Genomic DNA, 24,144 nt, shown 5'->3' with positions numbered 1-24,144 from the left:
GATGACAATGTATTCTGGAGAGGGGAGAACCATAAATTCATCCTCTGGCATTCCCTCGTAGGTTGAGCCACCAGAACGCTTACTAATTATTCATTTTGCGGCAACGCATAATTCTGGCAGTACAGGTAGGGGATCCCTTCTTTGGTAATCAGATACGTCTTGCTATTTAGCGCAAAATAATCGACGTTGGATACGCTGGTATTGGTCAGGAAAAAGTCGGGGAGCAGTTCCTGAATAAGGCTGGCGGGGGCCGTTTCGCGATTGGATATTTGTATTTTCTGTGAAATCCAGACCGGACTTGAGCCGTAGCTGGATTGTGTAAACAGGACCATGCGTTGCACGGTTTGCTCATTATTTCTGGCATCTTTGATGATACCATCAACATTCACAATGCCTTTACTCCCGCCGATTTTAATATCAATAATCCCACGAAATGAGCTTGTATTACGTACTATTTCGATGGCTGAACGACAGGTCAGATTATGACGTTCACCTGTGTTTTTACTGAACCGATAGACGGCAGTAACCATGAGCGCAGCAAAACAGATCAGCAGGATTACACCTGTCCGGATGCGGGACGTTCGGGGATATAAATTCATTAGCTATCATACCGGGGGTAATAAACCGACTGACAGGCGTTGTCTTGCCTGGCTTTCATCGGTGAGCGACATACAAGCACGGACAATTTCTTTGACTCAGGATAGGTCGTAATATAAATGAATTTATTGCTCTGACACAATCCCGGATTGTTGTTGATAAACGCCGTATGCCGGGAGAAATTACTGGCATCATTGTTAAAGTAATACTGACAGTCAGTGGGCGTTTTGCTGACCGTGATATAGTTGGAAAAATAATCATCGCTGGCCTGCCATGGGTATAATATAAGCGCGCAAATTATAAGCGTCAGCGTCACCATGATTATTTCTGCGGTGGTGAACAAAGATTGACGCGGTGTCCCGGGCAACAGATCTTCTATAACGGTATCCGGGGCCACGGACTCTTCACCTGAAGAAGAGATCCCCTCTGGCGTCTCAATCGTCTGAATGTCAAACGATTCCTGGATAATCAACCCCTTGCGAGGGATGGTTGTGATTAGCGGTTGCTCCAGATCCAGCTGTAGCAAACTTTTACGCAGGGAGAGAATGCTTTGATAAAAGGCATTGAAACTAACCTGACGATGGTTTTTACCCCAGCCAAACTCCAGTAGTTCGTTTTGTGAAACCACCTGGCCGCGATGCTGAATAAGTAATAAAAGACATAATGACGCTGAGTGTTTGAGTTTTATCTGCTGATTGGGTTGAGCTACTCGCGCCAGACATTGTGTGGCTGGTGTAAATATTATTTTATTTTCAATCAGATAACTGACATTGCCAGTCTCAGGCATAGTGTCTCTACTCTTGATAATGCGCCAGGTGGCTGGTAAGCCATGATACCACTTAGCCCATAATAGCTACCAGCATGGCCCCGATCCTACAACGGAAATCGCGAAGTGTTTCAAATTAGTATCATAATATAACAACAATGATAACTTTTTTAATAAAAATAAACCATATATAAATCAATGGACTGTGTCTTTTTGGCTACCTTGCAAAGAAGACAAAGATGAAATAATGGCGGCAAAGATGATTGCTATTAATTCTTTATGGACAGCGCAATATACTGCCTGACGCCACCACGCGAAAACAGCATGTGTCTGAACGCGCCCACGGCACCAGGGAATGCCGGTGGCAGATGTAGAAGAGGGATAAATGTCAGCTTTCTTGAGGGCTGACATTTATTTTTGATGCTAAGTGAATTTTGATAAAGCCATAATTTGCGGTAGAGAGTCCCATGTTCCAGAAAGAAATTGAAAATGCTGTAGTACTTGTGGGTGATGAAATGAAGAAGTCAGATAATGCCTGGCTGTCGTTACGCAAAAAACGCCAGCGTATTGATCTGAAGGTTGATGGAAATATCTTGTTTCTGGAGAAAGGGACCGTCTCTGTTTATCGTGTGGAAAATGATCTGGTAACCGTGAGTATTTCTGCTCCGGCCATACTCGGTTTGCCGCAAATGCGCACTGAAGTCGCCGGACACTATTTACGTTGCGATACCGATTGTGAAATGTGGGCAATGAGCGTGCAGAACGCCGATCATTTGTTTACCGCTAAAAACTTATGGAAGCAGGCGTTTGATATCTTAACGCATCACCTGCAACGCTATTTCCAGCGTGAAGCGTTGCAGTCGCATCGCACCATTCGTGAGCAGATTATTGAACACGTAAAATATATTTGGTCGATGGAACCTGAAGTGCGTGAGAAAACATCCGTGTATACCTTTATTTTGACCCGTAATCATATCTCCCGCAGCGCCATCCACAAGGTTTTACAGGAACTGGTTAATGACGGGAAAATCACGTTAAACCGGGGAAAACTTTCCTTCTGTACTCCGTTATAAATTTATGCGCTCCCTGACATGATAAAAGGGAGCGCAGACGCTTAACGTTCTCTGAGTGCCTCCGCGCGAGCGCGAATAATCGGTTTTAACAGATAGCTGAGAATCGTTTTCCTGCCAGTGAGAATATCGACACTTGCTACCATGCCTGGCATTATCAGCATCGGATGCTCTTTCGTTCCCAGGTAGTTTTTGTCCGTTTGCAGGCGAACAATATAAAAGCTTCGCCCCTGTTTATCGGTAACGGTGTCCGGACTTATCTGCACCACTTCGCCCTGCAGACCGCCATAGATGGTGTAATCGTAGGCCGTAAATTTCACCATTGCATGCTGACCCGGATGGAGAAAGGCAATATCGCGCGGCTGTATTTTGGCTTCGATTAACAGCTTGTCATCCAACGGAACGATTTCTACCAGATCGCTGCCAGGCTGGATGACGCCGCCGATGGTATTCACCATCACCTGCTGGACGATACCGCGCACCGGTGAAGTGACCATGGTACGATTCACCCTGTCTTCCAGCGCTTTTACGCTGGCCTGGGTTTTGCTCAGATTGGTACGGGCCTCGTTGAGTTGAGCCAGCGCATCGCTCTGGAAGCGGCCTCGACTCTCGCCGATTTTATTCTCAATCTCTTTAATTTCTGACGCGGCTTTGGGCAGCGACAAACTAACAGAGTTGAGCTGCCCGGCGGTTTCCACTTCGGTACGACGCAGGCGCAGTAATTCCACTTTCGAAATGGCGCCCGAGGCGAGCAGCGGCTCGGACATTTTGATTTCCTGGCGTATTAACCCGAGGCTGTGCTTAAACTGCTCTTCTTTCGATTCAAAGTCGCGCAACTCCTGTTTTTTCTGCACCAACTGTTCTTCAAGTCCGGATATTTCGTTGTGAAACTGCTCCCGGCGGCTGTTGTACAGTTCAGTTTCTCCCCGCGCGACATCCGGCGCTTTGCTGGCAATCTCTGGGGAAATAACAAAGTCCCGGTTTTCAACTTCCGCCGTCAGGCGCTCAACTTTTGCCCGCAGGCCGAGTTTATCCGCTTCTGTTTCGCCGACGTTAGAGGCAAAGCGCGTATCATCCAGATGCAGCAACGGCGTTCCAGGGTTAACAATTTGCCCTTCGTGCACATACAGTTCGGTGACGATCCCACCTTCCAGGTTCTGGATTTTTTGCAGTTTGGATGACGGGATCGCTTTACCTTCCCCGCGGGTGACTTCATCGATTTTCGCAAAGCCAGCCCACACGAAAGACAACACCACCAGCGCGAGGATCGTCCACAGCGTCAGTCGAATCACTCTCGGGGAGTCATCAATAATGGCCTGGCTGACTTCATTGATACTGTCAGTTTGATTTTCATCACGGCCATGAAAATAGTGCTGCATAGCGCGGCGGGCACGAGCCAGGAAATCAGCGAGATGCATTAATCTGCCCCTTTTTCAACGCATCCATCACCACAGCTTTCGGGCCATCCGCGATGATGCGTCCTTTATCGACAATAATCAGGCGGTCAACCAGCGACAGCATGGAAGCGCGGTGCGTAACCAGTAATAACGTTTTGCCCGCGATGCAGGGGACCAGCGCGTGTTTGATCTTCTCCTCGCTGGTGTTGTCCATCGAGCTGGTGGGTTCATCCAGTAACAGAAGAGGCGGATCCAGCAAAAGCGCGCGTGCCAGCGCTACCGCCTGCCGCTGTCCACCGGAAAGTCGGGAGCCGCGCTCGCCAACCTGCAGGTTATAGCCGTCAGGATGCAAGCGCGCAAAATCGTTGACGCCGGCCAGTTCTGCTGCCCGCAGCATGGTTTCGTCATCGATATAACGCGCCCCGCATAGCAAATTGTCGCGTAGCGTGCCATTGAACAACTGGATATCCTGCGGCACGTAGCCGATGCTGTGGCGCAGATCGTTCACATCCAACTGACGAGAATCGATACCGTCGATCAGAATATTTCCGGCGCTGGGCTGGTACAGATTGACCAGCAGTTTGCTGAGCGAACTTTTACCGGAACCACTGCGTCCGATGATGCCGATTCGTTCCCCGGGCTGAATGGTCAGATTAATTTTTTGCAGCGACAGGTTCTGTTGTTCCGGGTAGCTGAAATCGACATCGCGAAATTCTATGCTGCCCTGTAGCTGCTCACGTTTGAGCGGATTTTCATCCGCGCGACGCTCCTGCGCCAGCGACATCATTTTCTCGGTATTTTTGATGGTGAGCTTCGCCTGCTGATAACGGGCGATAAGGCCGGTTAACTGACCCAGCGGCATTAATGCCCGGCCGTTGAGCATGTAGCAGGCGATAAGTCCCCCCATACTCAGTTTGCCGCCGATAATCATGTACACCCCGACGATAATCATCACCACCCCGGAGATTTGCTGGAACCAGCCGGTCAGGTTGCTCGCCAGGCTGGACAAGGTTTTCACCCGTAGCTCGAGGCGACTCAGGCTGCCCAGCGTTTGTTCCCACTGAAACTGGCGTTCGCTCTGGGCATTGTTCACTTTGATGGCATCCAGGCTGCTCAGGGTTTCAATCAGCAATGCCTGGCGTTCGCTGGCGAGACTCATGGTTTTAGTGACTGCCGCGTTGACCGGTTTTTGTAACGCCCAACTGCACAACAAAGCAATCGGCAGCGTCAGGAGCGGGATCCAGGCCAGCGCACCGCCGATAATCCCGATAACGATCAGCAGCAGCAGGGTGAAGGGCAGATCGATAATCGTCGTCAGCGTAAGTGATGAGAGGAAATCACGCAGCGACTGAAACTCGTGAATATTCTGCGCAAAGCTGCCCACCCGCGCCGGACGTTCTTTCATCTCCATGCCGATAATGCGCTCAAACAGCGTTGAGGAGATGATGAGATCGCTTTTTTTGCCCGCAATATCAAGGCAGATACCGCGCAGCATTTTCAATATCAGATCAAAAACAAAAGCCAGGCAGATACCGACCGCCAACACCCACAGCGTGACCGTTGCCTGGTTAGGTACGACCCGGTCATAGACGTTCATGGTGAAGAGCGGCGTGCCGAGCGCAATCAGGTTGATCAGCAGGCTGGCCAGCACCGCATCCATATACAGGAAACGTGACAGCTTCAGGGTGTCTTTAAACCAGGATTTGGTACGTGGCAGAAAAGCTTCCGCCTGCAAATCGAATTCGTGGCGCGGATGAGCAAAAATCACTTTACCGGCATAGCTTTGTTCAAGCGTGGCGACATCGACGCAAATCTCCCCACCTTCGCTTTCGCTGGGCATAAAGCGGGCGCTGCCGTCGTCGTTCCATGCCAGTAATACTCCGGTTCCGCCAGAACGCAGTAACAGGACTGCAGGCAGAGACATGGCCGGAATTTTATCGAGCGCGCGCGTGACAATCCGCGCCTTTAAACCGGCCCTTGCCGCCGCGCGTGGAAATATATTCAGCGTGAGCCGATCGTTTTCTAATGGCAAACCACTGCTTAATGTTGAACGGCTCGCCGGTTTACCGTGCAACGCACACAGAATGAGTAAGCTATCTAATAGCGGATCGTCATTATAACTGCGGGGGTCGTGATGTTGAGAATTAGGAGAAGCATAATTCCCGGATACTTCATTTAATAATTCAGCTTGTGCACTCATTTTCGCAACCATTTCTGACCGTGCACGTTAAAATAATAGCAAGCTAATTATCAGCGTGCAGGTCAGAGATTTATTTTGGATTAATAATTATTAATGCAGATCCGGTAAGCTATTTTCTTCTTGTGAATCGACCGGTTGCCCTGATGGCGGCGGTGTGATTTTTAGAATATTCATTAATTCACCCGTGCGTTCGCTAATACGGTAGCCGCTGGTCATCGCCAGATAACGCAGTTCAACAAGGCGACGTTTAGAAGAAAAAACTTCATTTTCACTGTCGAGCAAATCCAGCAGCGTACGTTCGCCAAGACTGAATTGATCCTGATAAGCGGTGCGCACTTTGACGCTACGGTCGGCATATTCTTCCGCTGAAGGAAGCTGAGCGCGTGCGTTTTGTAACGCCGTCCAGGCCAGGCGCAGCTCCTGATTCAGCTGGCGTAGCGTGTTATTGCGTACGTCCTGCGCCTGTTTATGCAGATACGCGCGGGAGTTCATATTGGCTTTGTCGCTACCGCCCTGGTACAGGTTGTAATGCAGTTTTACCACTGCTTCCCACTCTTCAGTATGGGCGCGGGTGGTGTCGGTGTTATTACTAATCCCGCGGGAAAGCTCAACGTCCACGCGCGGATAGAAGGTTGATTTCGAGGCCTCATACTGCTGATGCGCGGCGTCGATATCCGCATTGGCGGATTTCAGTAATGGACTGTTTTTTTCCATCCGACTTTTGGCGTCTTCCAGCGAGGTGGGCAACTGAGAGTCAATACTCTCGGGCAGGCTTAAACCTTGCGGATCCATGCCCGTCACGCTGACAAAGGTGGTTTTCGCGTCTTCAAGATTCGTCTGCTCGGTCAGCAAGTTATTACGCGCCTGCGCCAGACGCGCTTCGGCTTGCATAAAGTCCCCGGAGCGCCCAACCCCCTGATCGGTACGCAGTTTTATCTGGTCGTAAATGCGTTCGTGGTTCGCCAGATCGTCCTCAGCAAGGCGAACAAACTCTTCGCGTTGTAGCACGTCGAAATAGGCCTGAATGACCGCATAAGCGGTACTTTCGCTGGTGTTCATCACGCTCCAGGCGCGCGAGTCAACGGTCGCTTTTTGCCGTGCAACTTCGCTGGAGGTGGCAAAACCATTAAACACATTTTGCTCAAGACTCAGCGTCGCTTCGTTAGGTGACTGGGTCAGACCGTTATTGCGTCCTGCCGCGCGAGTCGTTGCATCATCAACATTTTTGCGTCCGGCCTCTGCATTTAAATTGAGTGAGGGTAAATAGCCACCTTGAGCGGCCCGCAGCTCTTGCTCTGAAGAATAACGGCTATTTATTGCGGCATTAACTTCAGGATGATTAGCTAAAGCGTTTTTAACGGTATTTTGTAAGTCTTCTGCATTTACTGAGGATATTGAAAAGCATGAAAGCAGAAAAACTAAAAACTTCTTCATGACATGAATGCCTTATATGACACGGTTATGACATCCTGCTGTCGTCGCTATCATCCATTTTTACAAACACGTTATATTAATTAACAAAGGTAAATTGTCTTAATTGAAGCCTGTGGTCAGCTATTCTCAGACATGTTTTGTCACATCGTGTTTTATTTTTGGTTATTTTTTATTATATTCATTTGCCAGTCAAGTCTCATGTAATTGCATTCTTTAAAATGTGTTTTTTTCTACATTGAGATATTAATGTTTACATTAAATGAATGTGATATTTGTTCGTTAATATATTAACGATTTTATAAAAATAATGATGGTAATTAAGTGAGGTTACGGTGAGCAAATTACTCGGTGTGATCAAAGCAATCATTGGGCAGGTATACGTTGTCGATGCTAATGGCACACAACGACTTGTTCATGAGGGCGACAGAGTATATAGCGGTGAGGAAATTGTGACCGGCGCCAGCGGCGCGGTGAGTCTCTCTTTACCAGACGGGAAGACGCTGGATATTGGCCGTAACAGCCATTGGGGCGAACACGGGCTACAGGTCAACCATAATCCGGAGCATGATGCCCAGGATATTGCCGCCGTACAAAAAGCCATTGCCGACGGCGCTGACCCGACGCAGGTGCTGGAAGCCACCGCGGCGGGTAATGACGCGCCGGTACAGCTTGAGGGCGGTGGCGGTGGTCACACCCTGGTTCAGCTTGAATTAACCGGACAGGTGGTTGATCCTACAGCGGGTTTTAATACTAAAGGTCTGGGTAGCCCGAACTGGGAGATCAATTTGCCGGTTGGAGGAGTGGGAGCTGGCTCGGCGAGCGTTTTCCCGCCTGAAGTGCAAATTACCGAGTTTGCCGGTAATGACGGATTTATTAACAACAGTGAATTTCACCAGACCCATTTAAGCGGCACCAGTAATCAAAGTCACGTCACACTTACCTTCACAGATAGCCAAAAAAACACATTCACCGCTGAGGTTCCGGTGAGTAACGGTCACTGGAATATTAATACCGACCTTACCGGATTAGTGCCAGGAAATGTAACCGTAGTGGCAATAGCGACCGATGTCACAGGACGAACGGCAGAAAGTGTCGATCATGCGCTGATTGATATCACCGGACCACGTATTGATATTACGGTCGATAGCGTTACCCCTGATAATCTCATCAACTACGCAGAGTCACGCCAGCCGCAGACGATGATCCATGGGAGTGCAGGCGGAGATGCCAAACCAGGTGATATCGTTACCTTATTGGTTGATGGTAAAGAATATACCGGCGTCGTTACTGACCCGGGTAATGGCGCTCTGATTTATACCATTCCGGTACAGACTCAGGGATTGCTGAACGACCCGAATATTCACGCCACGCTGACCTCTTTCGACGATGCCGGCAATCGCACAACGGTTTCCACCGAGCATCATGTTGATACCGACTTATCCGCGCAAAACGCCGTGACTATTGACGCGGTGGCGAATGATGATGTCGTCAATGCCAATGAGTTTCGTATGCCGACCGTCATTTCTGGCGTCGCCAGCGGCGATGCGCAAGCGGGCGACCCGGTCATCCTGACCCTTCAGGGCAAAGAGTTTCATGGCACGATTTTCGACGACCATGGGCAGCTACGCTATGAGATCGTGGTGCCTTCAGCCACCCTGAAAGAGGGCGCGAATGAGGTGCAGGTGACGCTGGTCAGCCACGACGCGCCAGGCAATGAGGCCATCGCCGTGACGCACCGTACCGTGGTACTGGATACCCAGGCGCACAACGCCTTGACGATTGATGACGTCACCGACGATAACACCCTGAACCGCGCTGAACTGTTTGCGCGCAACCAGGTGATTTCCGGAACCGTCAGCGGCGAAGACGCGAAGGCGGGTGACCCGGTACAACTGGAGCTTAACGGTCACCAGTACTGCGGTCAGGTGATCGAGCTCGGTAACAATACGCTGGGCTACCGCATTGCGGTTAACGCTTCCGACTTTGCCAATAACAGCACGCCGGTTGATGGTAACGTGGAAGTGAAGGTCACTGTTACCTCTCACGATGCGGCGGGCAACCTGGCGATCGTCACCGACACCCACAGCGTGCGCATTGATAATCTTGCGACCAATCAGGTCAACATTGACGCGGTGGCGACGGATGATGTGGTCAACGCGATTGAAAACCGCATGACCACGCTGATTAGCGGTGTGGCAGGCGGTGATGCCAAAGTGGGCGATGCGGTCACCGTCAGCGTACAGGGGCAAAACTATGCCGGAACGGTAGTCAATGATAACGGTCAGTTGCGCTATGAAGTGGCATTACCGAAAGGAACGTTGCTGGAAGGTAAAAACGATGTGGTGGTAACGCTGGTCAGCCACGATGCGGCGGGTAACGAAGTCACCGCGCTCGCGCACCGTACCGTCACGCTCGACACTCAGGCGCATAACTCGCTGACAATCAATGATGTAGATAGTGATAACACCCTGAATCGTAGTGAGTTGTACACACGTAACCAGGTCATCTCCGGCACCATTGGCAGCAATGAAGATGCTAAACCTGGCGATCCGGTACAACTGGAGATCAACGGTCATCAGTACCGCGGGGAAGTTATCGATTTAGGCCACAATGCGCTGGGCTACCGTATCACGGTAAACACTGCAGACTTTGCTGACAACAGCGTGCCGGTCGACGGTAACGTGGACGTGAAGGTCACGGTCACCTCTCATGATGCAGCGGGTAACCTGGCGATCGCCACCGATACCCACAGCGTGCACATTGATAACTTCGCCACCAATCAGGTCAGCATCGATGCTGTGGCGACGGACGATGTGGTCAACGCCATTGAAAACCGTATGGTAACGCTAATTAGCGGGGACGCTGGTGGTGATGCTAAAGCGGGCGATGCGGTCACCGTCAGCGTCCATGGGCAAAACTATGCCGGAACAATCGTTGATGATAACGGGCAGTTGCGCTACGAAGTCGCGTTGCCGAAGACGGCCTTACAGGAAGGTACAAACGACGTAGTGGTGACGTTGGTCAGTCATGACTCGGTGGGAAATGAAGTTACCGCGCTGGCACACCGCACCATCACGTTAGACACGCAGGCGCATAATACTATTCGCATACATGACCTCACTGCAGACAATGCGCTGAATTACCAGGAACTGCTTGCGGCTAAACAGACGATTACCGGTTTTGTTGGCGGTGAGGATGCGAAGGTCAACGATCCGGTCTTACTGGAGATAAATGGGCATCAGTACAGCGGTAAGGTGGTTGATTTTGGCCGCGGTAAGCTGGGTTATCGCATCGATGTGGACTCTTCTGCATTTGCCGATAACAGCGGCCATGTTCTGACGAATGTGAATATTACCGCGATGGTCACCTCTCATGATGAGGCGGGAAACCTGGCCATCGCCACCGATACGCATAAAGTTCATATCGATAACTATGCGGAAAACACGCTCAAAATTGATGCGGTAGCGACGGACAATGTGGTGAATGCCAACGAAAATCGCATGCCCACCATTGTGAGTATCGTGGCGGGGGGCGATGCCAGAGTTGGCGATGCGGTGACCATCAGCGTACGAGGACAGGACTTTAGCGGCACGGTGATCAACGATAATGGTCAGTTACGCTACGCAGTGGTTTTGCCGCATGGAACTCTGCATGAAGGTAAGAATGCGGTGGTCGCAACACTGCTCAGCCATGACGCGCTGGGCAACGCGGTGACCAGTGAATCGCACCGTATTATCACCCTCGATACGCATGCGCATAACGCTATCTCTTTGGATAACATTGCCACGGACAATGTCATCAATTACCAGGAACTGTCCGCGGCGACACAGCGCATTACGGGCAGTGTCGAGGGGGAAGATGCGAAGGTCGGCGACCCGATCCAACTGGTGGTTAATGGTCATCAGTACGAGAGTCAAGTCATTGACCTTGGTCAGGGGAAGCTGGGTTACCGCATTGATGTGGACTCATCAGCGTTTGCGAACAACAGCGTTCATGTGCTGACGGATGTCGACGTACACGTCACGGTCACCTCGCATGATGCGGCGGGTAACCTTGCCATCGCGACTGACAGCCATAAAGTGCATATCGATAATTTTGCTAAAAACGTGGTGACGACCGCAGTGGTGGCGTCCGATGACGTGATAAACGCCATTGAAAACCGCATGCCGACGCTGATTAGCGGTATCGCGAAAGGTCTGGATGCCAAAGCGGGTGACGTGGTGACTGTTCACGTGCAGGGGCAAAATCAGGACTTTAGCGGCACAGTGGTTAACGATCACGGCGTTCTGCGCTACGAAGTGTTTGTACCAACGGGTGTGCTGCAGGAAGGCAGCAACGACGTAATGGTCACGCTGGTCAGCCACGACGCTGCGGGCAATCAGGCGGTTGCGGTGGAGCATCGAACCGTCACGCTGGATACCCAGGCGCACAGCACCGTGGCTATTGATAACGTTACTGACGACAACAACCTTAACCACCAGGAGCTGGATACGCCGATGCAACTCATCAGCGGCAAGGTGGGAGGGGACGCGCAGCCTGGCGATGCGGTGATCGTTGAGATCAATCACCAGACGTTTAACGGCAAGGTCATCGACCTTGGTGGCGGGCATCTGGGCTATCAAGTCCCCGTTGATTCAACGGCGTTCAGTGATAATAAGGGGCTCCAGGATAAAAATGTGTCCGTTAAGGTCACGGTTACCTCTCACGATGCGGTGGAAAATGAGGTTATAACCACCGCAACCCGTGTGGTGCATATTGATAATCATGCCGGGGCGGGAATCACCGTTGATACGGTAGCGGGCGATGACAAGCTCAACGGCGCAGAAGCAGCAAAACATCTCACTGAGGTGATGGGCACGGTGTCCGGCGATGTACACGTGGGCGCTAAAGTTCAGGTCATCGTCAACGGTCATACCTACGAAACAACCGCGCAGGCACTCCCGGAACATAACAATGCGCTGGGATATAAGCTGGACGTTCTGAGCCGCGATCTGGTCAAAGACCCGCATATCGTTGCTCGTGTAGTCGGTGAAGATAATGTGCATAATTTCCAGCAAGCGGAGATAACGCACGACCTGCTGGTTGATTTACATGCCAAAGCCATGCTGACGATTGATCCCGTCACTGGCGACAATATGATTAATGGTGATGAATCAAAACAACCATTCACGTATGTAACCGGGAAAGTGGCTGGGGATGTTCATGTAAATGACGTCGTTTATCTCACCGTGAATGGCCACGTCCTGACGGGAAAAGTGAGCGATACCGGAGGCGGCGTTCTCGGCTATAGCATTAAAGTCAGTACCGCCGATCTGATTTCCGATCCGCATCTGACCGCGACGGTCAGCACCACCGATGGCGCGGGCAACCTGGCGACGGCCAATGCAGAAACCACGGTGATTATCGATACCCGTGTCGATGCGCAGATAACCATTGATGCCGTGACGCCGGATAATACCCTGAACCTCGCCGAGCAGATGCATGGCTATACGATGGTAAGCGGGACGGTGAGCGGGGAAGTTCATCCGGGCGATCCGTTGGTTATGACCATCAACGGCCATACCTATTCCGGTGTGGTGGAGGATCGCGGTAATCAACAAATGGGATTCCACGTTCCCGTTGCGACGGCCGATCTGGTCGCCGGCCCGCACATTGAAGTCTCAATGGATGTCACCGACGCGGCGCAGAACCATGCCCATATTGTGGCGCATCATGACGTCAATCTCGACGCGCAAGCGCTGGCCTCAATCACCATCGATCCGGTAACGGGCGACGATGTATTGAATAAGAGCGAATTGGGGCAAACGACGACGATCGTCAGCGGTACGGTGGGCGGCGATGCCAGGGTTAATGATGTGGTGCACCTGAATATCGGCGGCCATATAGTTGATGCGACGGTGACGAACCTGCCCAATCTGGGAACCCTGGGGTATTCCATTGGCGTGGATACGCAATGGCTGCAAAACGATCCGCATATCACCGCAACCATCACCACCACTGATGCGGCAGGAAATAACGCCACGGCAGATGCGCACAGCACCGTGATTATCGACGACCAGATTGACGCGATAGTTCATATCGATCCGATCGTCACTGGCAGTGGTGATGCGGTGATTAACCACGACGAAGCCCTTAAGCCGCAAACGACGGTTACGGGTACGGTGGGAGGCGATGTCAAAATCGGTGATACCGTTGAACTCACCATCAATCATCAGATCTATTATGCGCAGGTGGAAGATCACAACGGCCAGCGGGCTTTCAGCACTAAGGTGTCGACTCTGGATCTACTAATGGATCCGCATATTCATGCCGAAGTGACGGCCAAAGATGACGCCGGCAATATTGCTCACGGGCACGATGGCATGCCGGTGCTGGTTGATACCGTTGCCGATGCCGGGATTACGATTGATTCTGCGTTGAGCTGGCGAGGCTGGGCGCTACCCGCTGGAAACCGCCCGGAATTTGTGACGGTAACCGGGCATGTTACCCCGGACGCGAAGCTTAATGATTTGGTTACCGTTGATGTGGGTAACAACACGCATCTGGAAACGCATGTTATTACCCTCCCTGATGGGCAACTGGGTTACACGCTGGATATTCTTTCTCAGGATTGGAATAACAACGGCAATATCACCGTGTCCATCACCACCCATGACGATCACGGCAACACGGCGACAGCGGTAGAGCATAAATTTATCGATCTCCCGTGGGTAACCCAGACTTATACGCCTGCCAATACGCCTTTTAGTATGCACACCCCGACGACAACGGGAACAGGAACCACGCAACCTCACCAACCGACCGTGCATCTTACCGTTGATAAGGTGGCGGGCGATGACGTTCTCAACCACGATGAAGCGCAAAAGGCGACAACGGCAATCCGTGGCCTGGTCAGCGGCGACGTGCAGTCCGGGGACGAAGTGATTGTCACCATCAATCATGTGCAGTACACCGGACATGTTATGAGCCTCCCGACGATGCCGGGACAGTTGGCATATGAGGTTGATGTGCCGACCAGCGAACTGCAGGCGCACCTGATGTTTGATGTCTCCATCACGGCTGGGACAGCCACAGATACGGTGCAGAAAACCATCACCGTCGATACGGATAACCCGCTGCAGATAACGATGGATAAGATCGCCGGTGATGATGTTATCAATGCGGCGGAGGCGCAAAGCGGGAAAACGACCGTCAGCGGCACGGTCAGCGGCGAAGGGATCCACGATGGCAGCGTGGTGAGCCTGCAGGTCAATGGCAATACGCTGACTGCGGTCGTGCATGATGATAAACATGGTCACCAGGCCTGGTCGACGAAGGTCAGTATTAACGATCTGCACAATAACCCGGATATTATCGCGACGGTCATGGCAACGGATGATAACGGCAACCTGGGTAGCGCCTCTGCCAGCAGCCATGTCGTGGTCGATCTGAGCGCTAATGCTGGCGTGACGATAGATAACATTGCCGGTGACAATGTGCTGAACGCGCGGGAATCGCTGCAACCTAAGATGACAGTAACGGGGTCGGTATCCGGAGATGTGCACCCGGGCGATAAGGTAACGCTGACGGTTAACGGAAACCCTTATGCGGCGACTGTCGATAATAACCATCGCTACTGCGTCGATATTTACACCAAAGACCTGTTGGCCGATCGCGCGATTGTCGCGACCGTCTCAGGATATGACGATCACGGTAACGTGCAGTCCGCCAGCTTCACGCAGAGCTATGCGATTGATAAATCGGCAAGCGGCAGCGTGACCATCAACACCGTCGGCGGCGACGATATTATCAATGCTGATGAAGTGAAAGCGGGTAGCGTTGAGGTGAGTGGTACGGTGGATGGCGACGTGCATCTCGGTGATAAAGTCGCCATTCTCGTCAATGGCGTCACAGTACATACGCGTGTCATTGAGCTGCCGCATATGAACGGGCAATTGGGCTACAAAGCGATGGTGAGTACGGTCGGGCTGCAAAATGACCCGAATATTCACGTCAGCGTAGAAGGGCAGGATTCGGCGTTGAACCCAATGCATGCCGTGAACGACAAAACGGTCACTATCGATACGCAGGTTGATGCCAGCATCGTGCTGGATAAAGTGTCAGTCGATGATGTGCTGAATAACGAGGAAACTCAGCATGCGAAAACCACTATCAGCGGTTATGTGACCGGAGACGTGGATGTTGGCGATCGGGTGACCATTACGGTTAACGGTAAAGATCTGGTGGCTGATGTGAAAAACAGCGGCGGGCAGAAGGTATTTAGCGTAGATGCCAGTACGGTTGACCTGACTCACGATCAAAAAATAACTGCTCACGTCACCGCCCATGATGATGCAGGTAACCGTGATGAGATCCATACCGATAAGACCATCACGATCGACAGGACCGCTGCAGGAACGATGGATATTGATAGCGTCACCCAGGATAACGTCCTGAACCAGCAGGAACTTCAGGGAACGACGGTGAGGGTAACCGGGCATCTTGGCGGCGATGTGGATGTATGGGATTCGATCAAATTAAAGATTGGTGGTCATGAATATACTGGTTCGGTAGATACGTTGAGGAATGGTGAGCGGGTTTATCATGTCGATGTAGACAGCGATGTGATGAAAGCGAACACCGCGTTCTCGGTTGAGGTCAACGGTCATGATGCGCCAGGCAACCCGTATTCAAAGACAACGTCCCACACCTATGCTGTGGATCAACAGGCAGACGCCACGCTTATCGTGGATAAACTCACCGGGGACAACCATATTTCACGTGCGGAAGCACAGGGGGCTATCACCCATATCACCGGCAGCGTGAGCGGTGATGTGCATGATGGGGAGCATATTAAAGCGCTGGTAAATGGGCATCAGTACGATGCGATTCTCCATCAGGGCAATAATGGGCTGACCTATGACATTGAGGCCGAGACCTCAGCGTTCCGGGCAGGCCATAACCGCGTAAGCGTATTGGTTGAGGCGCATGATGACCACGGCAATATTACGCCGTATACGCAAACGCTGAATGTGACGATGGATGATCCGGCACCACACAAAGGGCATACAGCGGATAAAGGAAATCATGCCGCGATGCAGCATGCGCTGCACAACCTGTTCGACGACAACGCATTATCTCTGTCTTATGCGCCAGCTGCGACCGGACACGGGCAGGCAACTGCCGTGTTGAGCGCTGACGATAAGGCGAAGGCCGTGCTCGATAAGGTCGATCTCAGCGATCTGGCGCGTGAACTGCACGAAGGCGTGGATATTGCGAAGTACATTCAAAGCGGCGGCGATCACCATCAAATAGCCAGTCCGGCGAAGGTCGCGCATGGCATTGATACTGCGCTGTCTACTCATGCAAGCGGCGATCTGCATTCTGCGACCTACTCGTTGGATCACCTGATAGCCAAACCCGATCACAACCCGACTCACTAACCGTTGCTTGCTGCCCTGTGCGAACAGGGCAGCGGCATCAGGGTATACGAAATGAAAGACACTGATATGAATTCTGGACCACACGCGCAGGCAGCAGGCGCTGGCAAAAACGCTGAAAATGACACCCAACAGACGTTAGAGATGCTGCAAAAAAGCGACCTGGAGATGGTCCGCGTGCTCGACGATCTGATTTACCTGCTGATCCGTAAAGGCGTGATTGCCATTACCGATCTTCCGCCGATGGCGCAGGTTAAATTAATGAATCGCGCGAACGCGCGTCAGGAGCTTGGCGGGTTAGAACAACTGCTTGGGAGTGATGACCGTATTTTTTAGTTGATGCAGGCAGCCGGCTTGTAGGCCGGATAAGCGAAGCGCCATCCGGCGATATACAGGCTGTCTGCTGTTATCACAACGGTGCGGGTTCACCTAATAATTGACCCATTGCGCCATCAATCCCTAATTCCTGCAGTACCTTAAGCTCACCTTCCGTTTCAACACGTTCGGCAATCAGCGGCAAATCAATACTGCGCGTGGCGCTGCACAACACTTCAATAAACAAACGCTTATCGTTTTCTTCGTCAATATTGCGGATATAGCTGCTGTCGATTTTCAGATAAGCAAGCCCCCACTGCGACAGATGACCGATCATGTTGAAGCGACTGCCGAAGTGTTGCAGACCGAGCGCGCAGCGATGCTGGCCTACAGCTTTGACAAATGCCGCCATCTGATGTGGTCCCGGGAGCTGATTTTCATCCAGCTCCAGAATCAACTGATGGGCTAATTTTGGTGAATAGCGCAGCGGATTGAGCAGGTCAGCAATGGCGTTCGCACTGGCGACAGAACTGCCTGAAATACTCAGCGCTAATTTCCCCGGTGCAGTTTTTAGTTGGTTCAACGTCAGTTTCAGCATCACTTTATCGAGGCGATGACTCCAGCCAAAGCGGTGGATCCACGGCAGGAAACGACCGGCGGTAATGGTGTTGCCCTGTTCGTCAATAATGCGCGACAGCACTTTGTAATGCAGGATTTTGTCGGGCGTGCGGCAATCCACAACGGGTTGATAAACCAACTGGAATTGCTGATTTTCCAGCGCATGCTCAAGGCGAACAAACCACAAATGCTGATCTTCGGTAGCCGCTGGCACCTCGGTGGTGGGAACCACCTGATGGTCGGTATGCGTTTCTGCTTCCACCAGCAGGCGATCGGCCTGGATCAGCAATGACTGCGCGTTATCTCCGGCGCTGAATGGCACCATGCTGGTGTAGGCGACCGGCTGTTGGTCTGACATACCGGTGGCATAAAAGGCCGTCAGCTTCTGACACAGCGAATTGCCCATGTCCAGCATTTCACCGTGCGTAACGCCGGGGCAGAGCAGGGCGAACTCGCCGCCGCGAATGCGCGCGAGGGTGCTGTCGAGAGAGGCATATTTTTCTTTATGCGCGTTCAGCAGGTTGGCAATATTGAGCAACAGCTTATCGGTATGCGGGCCGCCAAAACGCTGATTCAGACCGCCTAAGTCCTGAACGCGAACCAGCATCAGATACCCTGGCGCCGTATCGGCATCACTTAGCCGCGCCTGAAACTGCATATCGAACGCGCGGCGGTTGGCAATTCCGGTCTGGCTGTCGAGATAAGCTTCATTGTGCAGACGTTCGCTATAGACAGCTTGCTCTTCAAATAACGACTTGAGCTTCGCTGCCATCAAATTCATGGCGTTAACGACGCGGCGTAATTCCGGTGTTTTTGGCAGTTCCTGTAGCGTCAGAAATTCGCGGCGGGCAATGGCTTCTGACTGTTTTGCCAGATAATTGAGCGGGCGCAGCAGTTTGCGCAGCAGCAGAATGCCAGCGATTAAACAGACGAGACTACAGGACAGCATCCACAGCAGATTGCCCAGGGTGTTGTCCCACAGACGCTGTACGGCAAAGATCGGATCGCTGGTCACTTCCACACGAGCGGCCTGCTGCCAGCCGCGCATGATTGTCGCCTCGCCGGTTTGCGGAGTCACATCCACCAGATCAACAAACCAACCGGGAACATTGGGAATCGACGCCGCCGCGCGACGCTCAAGCATCGTTTTGCCGTTTTGCAGATCGACAATACGGATTTTTTTGTAGTAACCGCTATCGAAAATGGAGCTAACCATTAGCTCGATCATCGCCGGATCGTTGACGTTGGGGGTCAGCGAAACGCCCAGCGCGGTTGCTGCATCCTGGGCATGTGAAAGGAGTTGGTTATTGGACTGATCGCGAGAGCTTTCTAACGTCACGATAAAATTGCCGCTAAACACAACCATCATAAAGAGAGAGATTGTCAGGAGTAACTGTTTAAAAAGAGACACAGGTGATTCCTATTTATCCATCGGGAAGCCCTCTTCCCGCATTTTGATGAAAACTTGCTGCCAGCGAGAAAGTCTCTTGCTGTCGCCAACGCGCTTATTGTTCTGATTGCCCGGAAGCCAAAGGCCAGTGTTGTTAAAGGAGTAAACGGGTAATAAATCCATACGCTGGGTGGCCGGTGAAATGGTATTGGTCAGGCTGTCGAGTACCAGAGGAATCGCTTCAGGCGTGAGGTACCAGGTCAGCACCATATGCGCCCGGTTATAACGCAGGGCCTTAACATAGGTAATACGCAGTTTGTCTTCGGAGATGCCCAACTGGCGGAGAGTGAAATATTTAGCGATCGCGTAGTCTTCACAATCCGCCTCACCTTTGCGCAGTGATTCAATGGGGGTTGCCCAGTAATCGACGTCATGCCAGGCGTCAATATCTTCGGTATAACGGAGCTTATCGTTAAAAAATTGGTTTACGGCGTGTAATTGTGTTTGTTCGTCTGCATTACGCAACTGGAGCAACAACTGCTGCCAGGCGTTGATCCGCCGTTGCGCTTGCGGGCTTGCGAGGCCGTAAAGCGCATCGGATTTCTGCTGGATGCTGGCAAAATCCCAGGCGGCGCGCAGCGAATGGACGGTCAATAGCAACAGCAGCACCCCGGGGATTTTCCACAGGCGCAGCAGGCGGTGGTGTAAAGAGCGGCTGATAGTGTTCAATTACTATGCTGACAGCTGCCTGGCGATGGGATTTTCATCTTTTCGCAGGACCAGGGAGACAGCCACTTTTTGCGTAACTGCGCGTTGATCGGTGAGGCGAAGAAATCTTTCAGCGTGCTGTTAACAAACGTCACGAACTGCGGATCGTTTTTCCTCATCATAATGGCATAGTGCATATCATTGCCGATGCTCTGTGCCGACACGCTGAACAGTTCCGGTTGCTCGCTATCCTTAATCAACGGCCAGGCCAGAACATCATCAAGGAATAAGGCGGCGGCCTCATTATGCGCCATCTTGTCAAACGCACCGTTTATCGTGGTGGTAGTAATTGTCGAAATATTAAGATGCTGCTCTCTGTTGGCTTTATTAAACTCCAGCAAATCTTTTGAGCTTCCAGGCAGGCTCACCGTGCGGCCTTTAAGATCGACAATCGAGTGGATATTATTTTTACGTAACGCAATGATGCGCATTTTTGCGATGTAATAGTTGAGAGAAAATGAGACGCTGGATATCCGCTCCGGCGCATTGGTATTTACGCTACAGTCCATATCAATTTTGCGCGTGTTTAATGCGGTAAAGCGTTCCCCAAAGCTCACGGGAATATAATGAATAGTTAAGCTATTGAGCTTAAGATACTGGCGCAACTTATCGGCAATTATGTTACATACCGCAATGGTATAACCCGTCACCTTGCCATTGTGGTCGGTAAATGAAAATGGCGGTAACTGGCGATATCCCACGTTTAGCACGCTGCTGTTCTGAATATGGTCGAGCGTCGCGGCGTTTTGCTGAGCCATCAGCGCAGGGGAGATGACGATACCTGCCAGTAGGATCAGCCATTGCACCGTACGTTTCACCCTTGCCATTTCACGATTAATTATATTTTTCATAATCAAAACTGATCTTCTTTTTAGCAGCCGTTAGTGCTTTCAGGTTATCTGACATGGGAATGTTTAAATTGATGGATTTCGGCGGAATCGGTGACTGAAACCATTTATTGTACAGCGCAGTAAAGTCGTTGCTGGTCATCAGAGAAGACAACGTGCCATCAACAAACTCTTTAAATTCTTTATCATGTAACGGGAGCAACAGGCCCGCTGGTAGCGGGGCGCTGAGTGCAATATCTGACAGCGCATACTCCTCAGGGTTTGGTGTTTGAGCAATCATCCCTTTGAGTAATACCGTGCTGGAGATCAGTGCTGAATACTCCCCGTTCTTCAGTTCGTTGAAGGCCGTAATATTATTGGTGTCGAGTTGAATATTAATATCCAGATCATTCGCGGCATTCACTTTTTGCAGTTGCTCAACGTAAATCGTACCGCTTTTTACCAGTACGCTATGTCCAGAAAGCTTAGCCAGGTTGTCGCTGCTTTCGGTTTTACGCATCACAAAGCGGGTGCTCGAAAAATAAAACGGCAGGGAGAACTCGCTCATGCTGTGGCGGCTTTGTGAATAAAAGGCAGGTATGCACATGATGTCTGCCATGTGGTTTTTAATCAGCACAAACTGCGATGCTGAATTGGCTTTTACCCACTCTATTTTCAGGTTTTTTAGCTGGAGTTTGGTCTTGAGCGCGCTGACGATACTGTTGCAGATATCAATGGAGTAGCCCGCAGGGGTATTTCCATTTTGCCAGGAGAAGGGAAACGCATCATCCTGATAGCCAAGGGTAATGGTTTTCTTGCTGGCGATCTGTTCCAGTGTATGCAGTTGATTATCTGCCATGCATGGCGTGGCCACTGCCAGCAGTACAACCATCATGAGCAGGCGTTTTGCCAGGCGAAAGATGTCAGGCATTGCTCAGACCTTCTTCAATAACCTCTTCGGCAAACGCGGAAAGCACCTCACGTTCGCGAAGCGGATAGCTAAAGAAATAGCCCTGAACATTCTGGCACTCTATGTCGCGCAGGATGTCGCGCTGCTGCGCGGTCTCCACCCCTTCAGCAGTGACCGACATATTGTACTTATGGGCAAACTGAATCAGCATCACAATCAAATACTGGCTGGCATTATCCTGCTGGAGTTTATCGACCAGCGTGCGGGCGATCTTGATGCGGGTGAAAGGATAAATCAGCAGGTAATCCAGCGCCGCATACCCGGTACCCAGATCGTCCATGGCGATTTCGATGCCCATAGCGCGGATCTCTTGCAGTACGGGTAAGGCGATTGATCTATCCAGTTTCTCGGATTCGGTGATTTCTATTTCCAGGCGCTCTGCCGCGAGTTGGCTGATGCGTAAGGCGTCTTTGATCACATCCACCAGCCCCGGACTGTGCAACTGGTAGGCCGATATATTGACGGCAATTCTGGTGCGCTCCGGCCATTTAGCCGCCGCTTCACAGGATTGACGAATAATCCATTCGCCTAAACGTACAATCAGGCCGGAACTTTCGGCTATGCTGATAAAATAATCTGGGTAAATCAGTCCCTTGCTGGGATGATTCCAGCGGATCAGCGATTCATACCCATACACGCTTTCATCTGCCAGGTTTATGATTGGCTGGTAGTGAAGTTCGAACTCCTTGTTATCAATACCATCAATAATTTCCTGATTAATAAACAGGCTGTGGGTCTGCTTCATCACCATGCCGTCTTCAAAGAAATGGAAGCAGCCGCGGCCATGATGCTTAGAGGCATACATAGCAAGATCGGCATTGATCATCAGTGTCGAGGTATTGTTGCCCTGATATGGCGCGGTGGTGATACCGATGCTACAGCTGATGGAAAAAGTATGCGTGCTCCAGGTGAATGGGGTACTCAGCGCACGAATAATTCGTTTTGCCAGACGATTCGCCTCTCTGATGGCGTTGTCGCTGACATGTTGCAGGATGGCGAACTCATCACCGCCCAGACGCGCCGCGATGTCGTCAGGGCCGAGCAGCAATTGCAGGCGCTGGGCCACGCTAATTAACAGTTCATCCCCGGCTTTATGGCCGAAGGTATCGTTGACCGGTTTGAAATTGTCGAGGTCAATCAATAGCAGGTTGAACGGTTTTTCATCCAGATGAATTTCACTGACGCGCTTATCTAACGCCTGGCCAAACGAAACGCGGTTGGGTAAGCCGGTTAGTGAATCATGATGGGCCATATGCTCCATCTTTTGCGACATTTCATGCATGCGTTGCAGATAACCGCGCTCTTTCATGGCGACGCGCAATTTCTCAATCGCTCCTGCGAGATGCCCAATTTCATCGTCCTGATCAAGATAAGGGGTAATGCAGTCGGTCTCTTCATGGGCAATACGGGTGAGGGAGTTGATCAGCAGCGGAACCGGTCGGAATAAGCGGCGCATAAACAGCGTAACCAGCGCCAGCGTCACCAGCAAAATCAGGACGAAAATGATACAGCTCTTTTTCAGCATCGCATCGTAGGTAGCGTACAACTCACTTTTTTTACCGATGCTGCTTATCAGGCTCCCGAGGATCTCGCCGGAAGGCGTCAATATCGGGACGGCGCTGATGAAACACTCTTCGCCATTGATCTGGGCGAAGCCAACATAGTAATTGACCAGCACATCGCGCGGCAAACGACCAGAGAAGGAGATAATTCCTTCGCCATTTTCAGACTTGTTGTTAATCCCAACATACCCTTTTTCCGGCGTATAGAGAAACAGCCAGGTGGGGCTGTGCGTCTGCACTGATGCCAACGCCAGGACGTCTACCGGGTTATAACCCGTTTGCAGAATGGAGTCGGTGTCGCCAAGTTGTCTGTCGGAGACGATGCGGGAGATCTGCCCGGCATCGCTGGTTTCAACCGAAACGGTGGTGTACACGCTGCGGATAATGTAGGTCATAATCTGCGCATTCGCCTCAGCGCGCTGCACCCACTGTTGATAAGAAAAGCTGTCTATCAGGCTCCAGTTGGTAAAGGCGCCAGCGCTAAAAGCAATAACGATACCCACCAGCAAGAATTGCGTTATTTTGCCAGTGATGGAATGTTGCCACCCTTTTATTGCTTTAAGGGAAAACAGAGACTTTGCCACGGATTATGTTAATTCCTGAATTGATTATGCGATGCTAAATTTATTTCTGTTATTTCTTAATGGGATATTATTGTTGCAAATAAGTAGATGAAAGATGTGAAACGTAATGACGTAACAAATAACTAACATTGAACCAGGATGAGTAATGACAACAATAACGGTATGCGAATATAGATAACGCTGTGCTTATCGTCAACAGGCAAAAGTGTTCATAAAAATACATTTTT

Annotated in this window: 13 protein-coding genes; 3 read left to right on the top strand and 10 right to left on the bottom strand. The window is 51.2% G+C overall.

What is annotated here, in order from left to right:
* Nucleotides 1-86: 86 nt before the first annotated feature.
* The gene (locus tag OOJ59_RS18945; protein WP_150345378.1) at nucleotides 87-599 is read right to left on the bottom strand and encodes a hypothetical protein; all 513 of its coding nucleotides are present in this window, start codon (nucleotides 597-599) and stop codon (nucleotides 87-89) included.
* Nucleotides 599-1,384: a transcriptional regulator gene (locus tag OOJ59_RS18940; protein WP_087856932.1), complete on the bottom strand. Its 786-nt coding sequence runs from the start codon at nucleotides 1,382-1,384 to the stop codon at nucleotides 599-601. The genes OOJ59_RS18945 and OOJ59_RS18940 overlap by 1 nt, the downstream gene beginning before the upstream one ends.
* 494 nt (nucleotides 1,385-1,878) lie before the next feature.
* On the opposite strand from OOJ59_RS18940, the gene OOJ59_RS18935 reads away from it, so the two are divergent.
* A complete protein-coding gene (locus tag OOJ59_RS18935; protein WP_223229541.1) occupies nucleotides 1,879-2,436 on the top strand; it encodes a helix-turn-helix domain-containing protein in 558 nt (185 codons plus the stop codon).
* Nucleotides 2,437-2,477: 41 nt separating this feature from the next.
* Here the strand turns inward: OOJ59_RS18935 and OOJ59_RS18930 are convergent, their stop codons facing one another.
* The 3 genes from OOJ59_RS18930 to OOJ59_RS18920 form a co-directional block, all read right to left on the bottom strand.
* Entirely contained in the window at nucleotides 2,478-3,851 is a 1,374-nt protein-coding gene (locus OOJ59_RS18930) for an HlyD family type I secretion periplasmic adaptor subunit (protein WP_160955476.1), read from the bottom strand.
* The gene (locus tag OOJ59_RS18925; RefSeq protein WP_223851219.1) at nucleotides 3,838-6,030 is read right to left on the bottom strand and encodes a type I secretion system permease/ATPase; all 2,193 of its coding nucleotides are present in this window, start codon (nucleotides 6,028-6,030) and stop codon (nucleotides 3,838-3,840) included. Before OOJ59_RS18925 ends, OOJ59_RS18930 begins: the two co-directional genes overlap by 14 nt.
* Nucleotides 6,031-6,120: 90 nt before the next feature.
* A complete protein-coding gene (locus tag OOJ59_RS18920; protein ID WP_160955475.1) occupies nucleotides 6,121-7,464 on the bottom strand; it encodes a TolC family outer membrane protein in 1,344 nt (447 codons plus the stop codon).
* Nucleotides 7,465-7,796: 332 nt separating this feature from the next.
* Here OOJ59_RS18920 and OOJ59_RS18915 point away from each other — a divergent pair, with 332 nt between their 5' ends.
* The gene (locus OOJ59_RS18915; protein WP_268063451.1) at nucleotides 7,797-16,886 is read left to right on the top strand and encodes a retention module-containing protein; all 9,090 of its coding nucleotides are present in this window, start codon (nucleotides 7,797-7,799) and stop codon (nucleotides 16,884-16,886) included.
* 66 nt (nucleotides 16,887-16,952) lie between these two features.
* Nucleotides 16,953-17,219 (top strand): hypothetical protein, encoded by a 267-nt coding sequence (locus OOJ59_RS18910; protein WP_042311152.1) that lies wholly within the window; start codon nucleotides 16,953-16,955, stop codon nucleotides 17,217-17,219.
* 73 nt (nucleotides 17,220-17,292) lie between these two features.
* Here OOJ59_RS18910 and lapD read toward each other — a convergent pair whose 3' ends face one another.
* Genes lapD through OOJ59_RS18885 form a run of 5 tightly spaced genes read right to left on the bottom strand, consistent with a single transcriptional unit; the run spans nucleotide 17,293 to nucleotide 23,917 of the window.
* Nucleotides 17,293-19,227 carry a cyclic di-GMP receptor LapD gene (gene lapD, locus OOJ59_RS18905; RefSeq protein ID WP_110497012.1) on the bottom strand — a complete coding sequence of 645 codons (1,935 nt, stop codon included), beginning with the start codon at nucleotides 19,225-19,227 and terminating at the stop codon, nucleotides 17,293-17,295.
* A gap of 9 nt (nucleotides 19,228-19,236) precedes the next feature.
* The gene (lapG, locus tag OOJ59_RS18900; RefSeq protein ID WP_370606061.1) at nucleotides 19,237-19,926 is read right to left on the bottom strand and encodes a cysteine protease LapG; all 690 of its coding nucleotides are present in this window, start codon (nucleotides 19,924-19,926) and stop codon (nucleotides 19,237-19,239) included.
* 5 nt (nucleotides 19,927-19,931) lie between these two features.
* The gene (locus tag OOJ59_RS18895; protein WP_085048844.1) at nucleotides 19,932-20,825 is read right to left on the bottom strand and encodes a transporter substrate-binding domain-containing protein; all 894 of its coding nucleotides are present in this window, start codon (nucleotides 20,823-20,825) and stop codon (nucleotides 19,932-19,934) included.
* On the bottom strand, nucleotides 20,809-21,732 hold the full coding sequence (locus OOJ59_RS18890; RefSeq protein ID WP_160955473.1) for an amino acid ABC transporter substrate-binding protein: 924 nt from the start codon (nucleotides 21,730-21,732) through the stop codon (nucleotides 20,809-20,811). The genes OOJ59_RS18895 and OOJ59_RS18890 overlap by 17 nt, the downstream gene beginning before the upstream one ends.
* Nucleotides 21,725-23,917 (bottom strand): putative bifunctional diguanylate cyclase/phosphodiesterase, encoded by a 2,193-nt coding sequence (locus OOJ59_RS18885; RefSeq protein WP_160955472.1) that lies wholly within the window; start codon nucleotides 23,915-23,917, stop codon nucleotides 21,725-21,727. The genes OOJ59_RS18890 and OOJ59_RS18885 overlap by 8 nt, the downstream gene beginning before the upstream one ends.
* Nucleotides 23,918-24,144 lie beyond the last annotated feature (227 nt).

It is taken from the genome of Citrobacter sp. W9, from assembly GCF_026719375.1.
In the GTDB taxonomy this organism is placed as follows: Bacteria; Pseudomonadota; Gammaproteobacteria; order Enterobacterales; family Enterobacteriaceae; genus Citrobacter; species Citrobacter werkmanii.
This window is presented reverse-complemented; position numbering and strand designations above follow the sequence as displayed.

Coding starts and splice junctions, on each gene's coding strand:
- OOJ59_RS18945 (WP_150345378.1), bottom strand. CDS start 599: ATGAATTTATATCCCCGAACGTCCCGCATCCGGACAGGTGTAATCCTG.
- OOJ59_RS18940 (WP_087856932.1), bottom strand. CDS start 1,384: ATGCCTGAGACTGGCAATGTCAGTTATCTGATTGAAAATAAAATAATA.
- OOJ59_RS18935 (WP_223229541.1), top strand. CDS start 1,879: ATGAAGAAGTCAGATAATGCCTGGCTGTCGTTACGCAAAAAACGCCAG.
- OOJ59_RS18930 (WP_160955476.1), bottom strand. CDS start 3,851: ATGCATCTCGCTGATTTCCTGGCTCGTGCCCGCCGCGCTATGCAGCAC.
- OOJ59_RS18925 (WP_223851219.1), bottom strand. CDS start 6,030: ATGAGTGCACAAGCTGAATTATTAAATGAAGTATCCGGGAATTATGCT.
- OOJ59_RS18920 (WP_160955475.1), bottom strand. CDS start 7,464: ATGAAGAAGTTTTTAGTTTTTCTGCTTTCATGCTTTTCAATATCCTCA.
- OOJ59_RS18910 (WP_042311152.1), top strand. CDS start 16,953: ATGAATTCTGGACCACACGCGCAGGCAGCAGGCGCTGGCAAAAACGCT.
- OOJ59_RS18895 (WP_085048844.1), bottom strand. CDS start 20,825: ATGAAAAATATAATTAATCGTGAAATGGCAAGGGTGAAACGTACGGTG.
- OOJ59_RS18890 (WP_160955473.1), bottom strand. CDS start 21,732: ATGCCTGACATCTTTCGCCTGGCAAAACGCCTGCTCATGATGGTTGTA.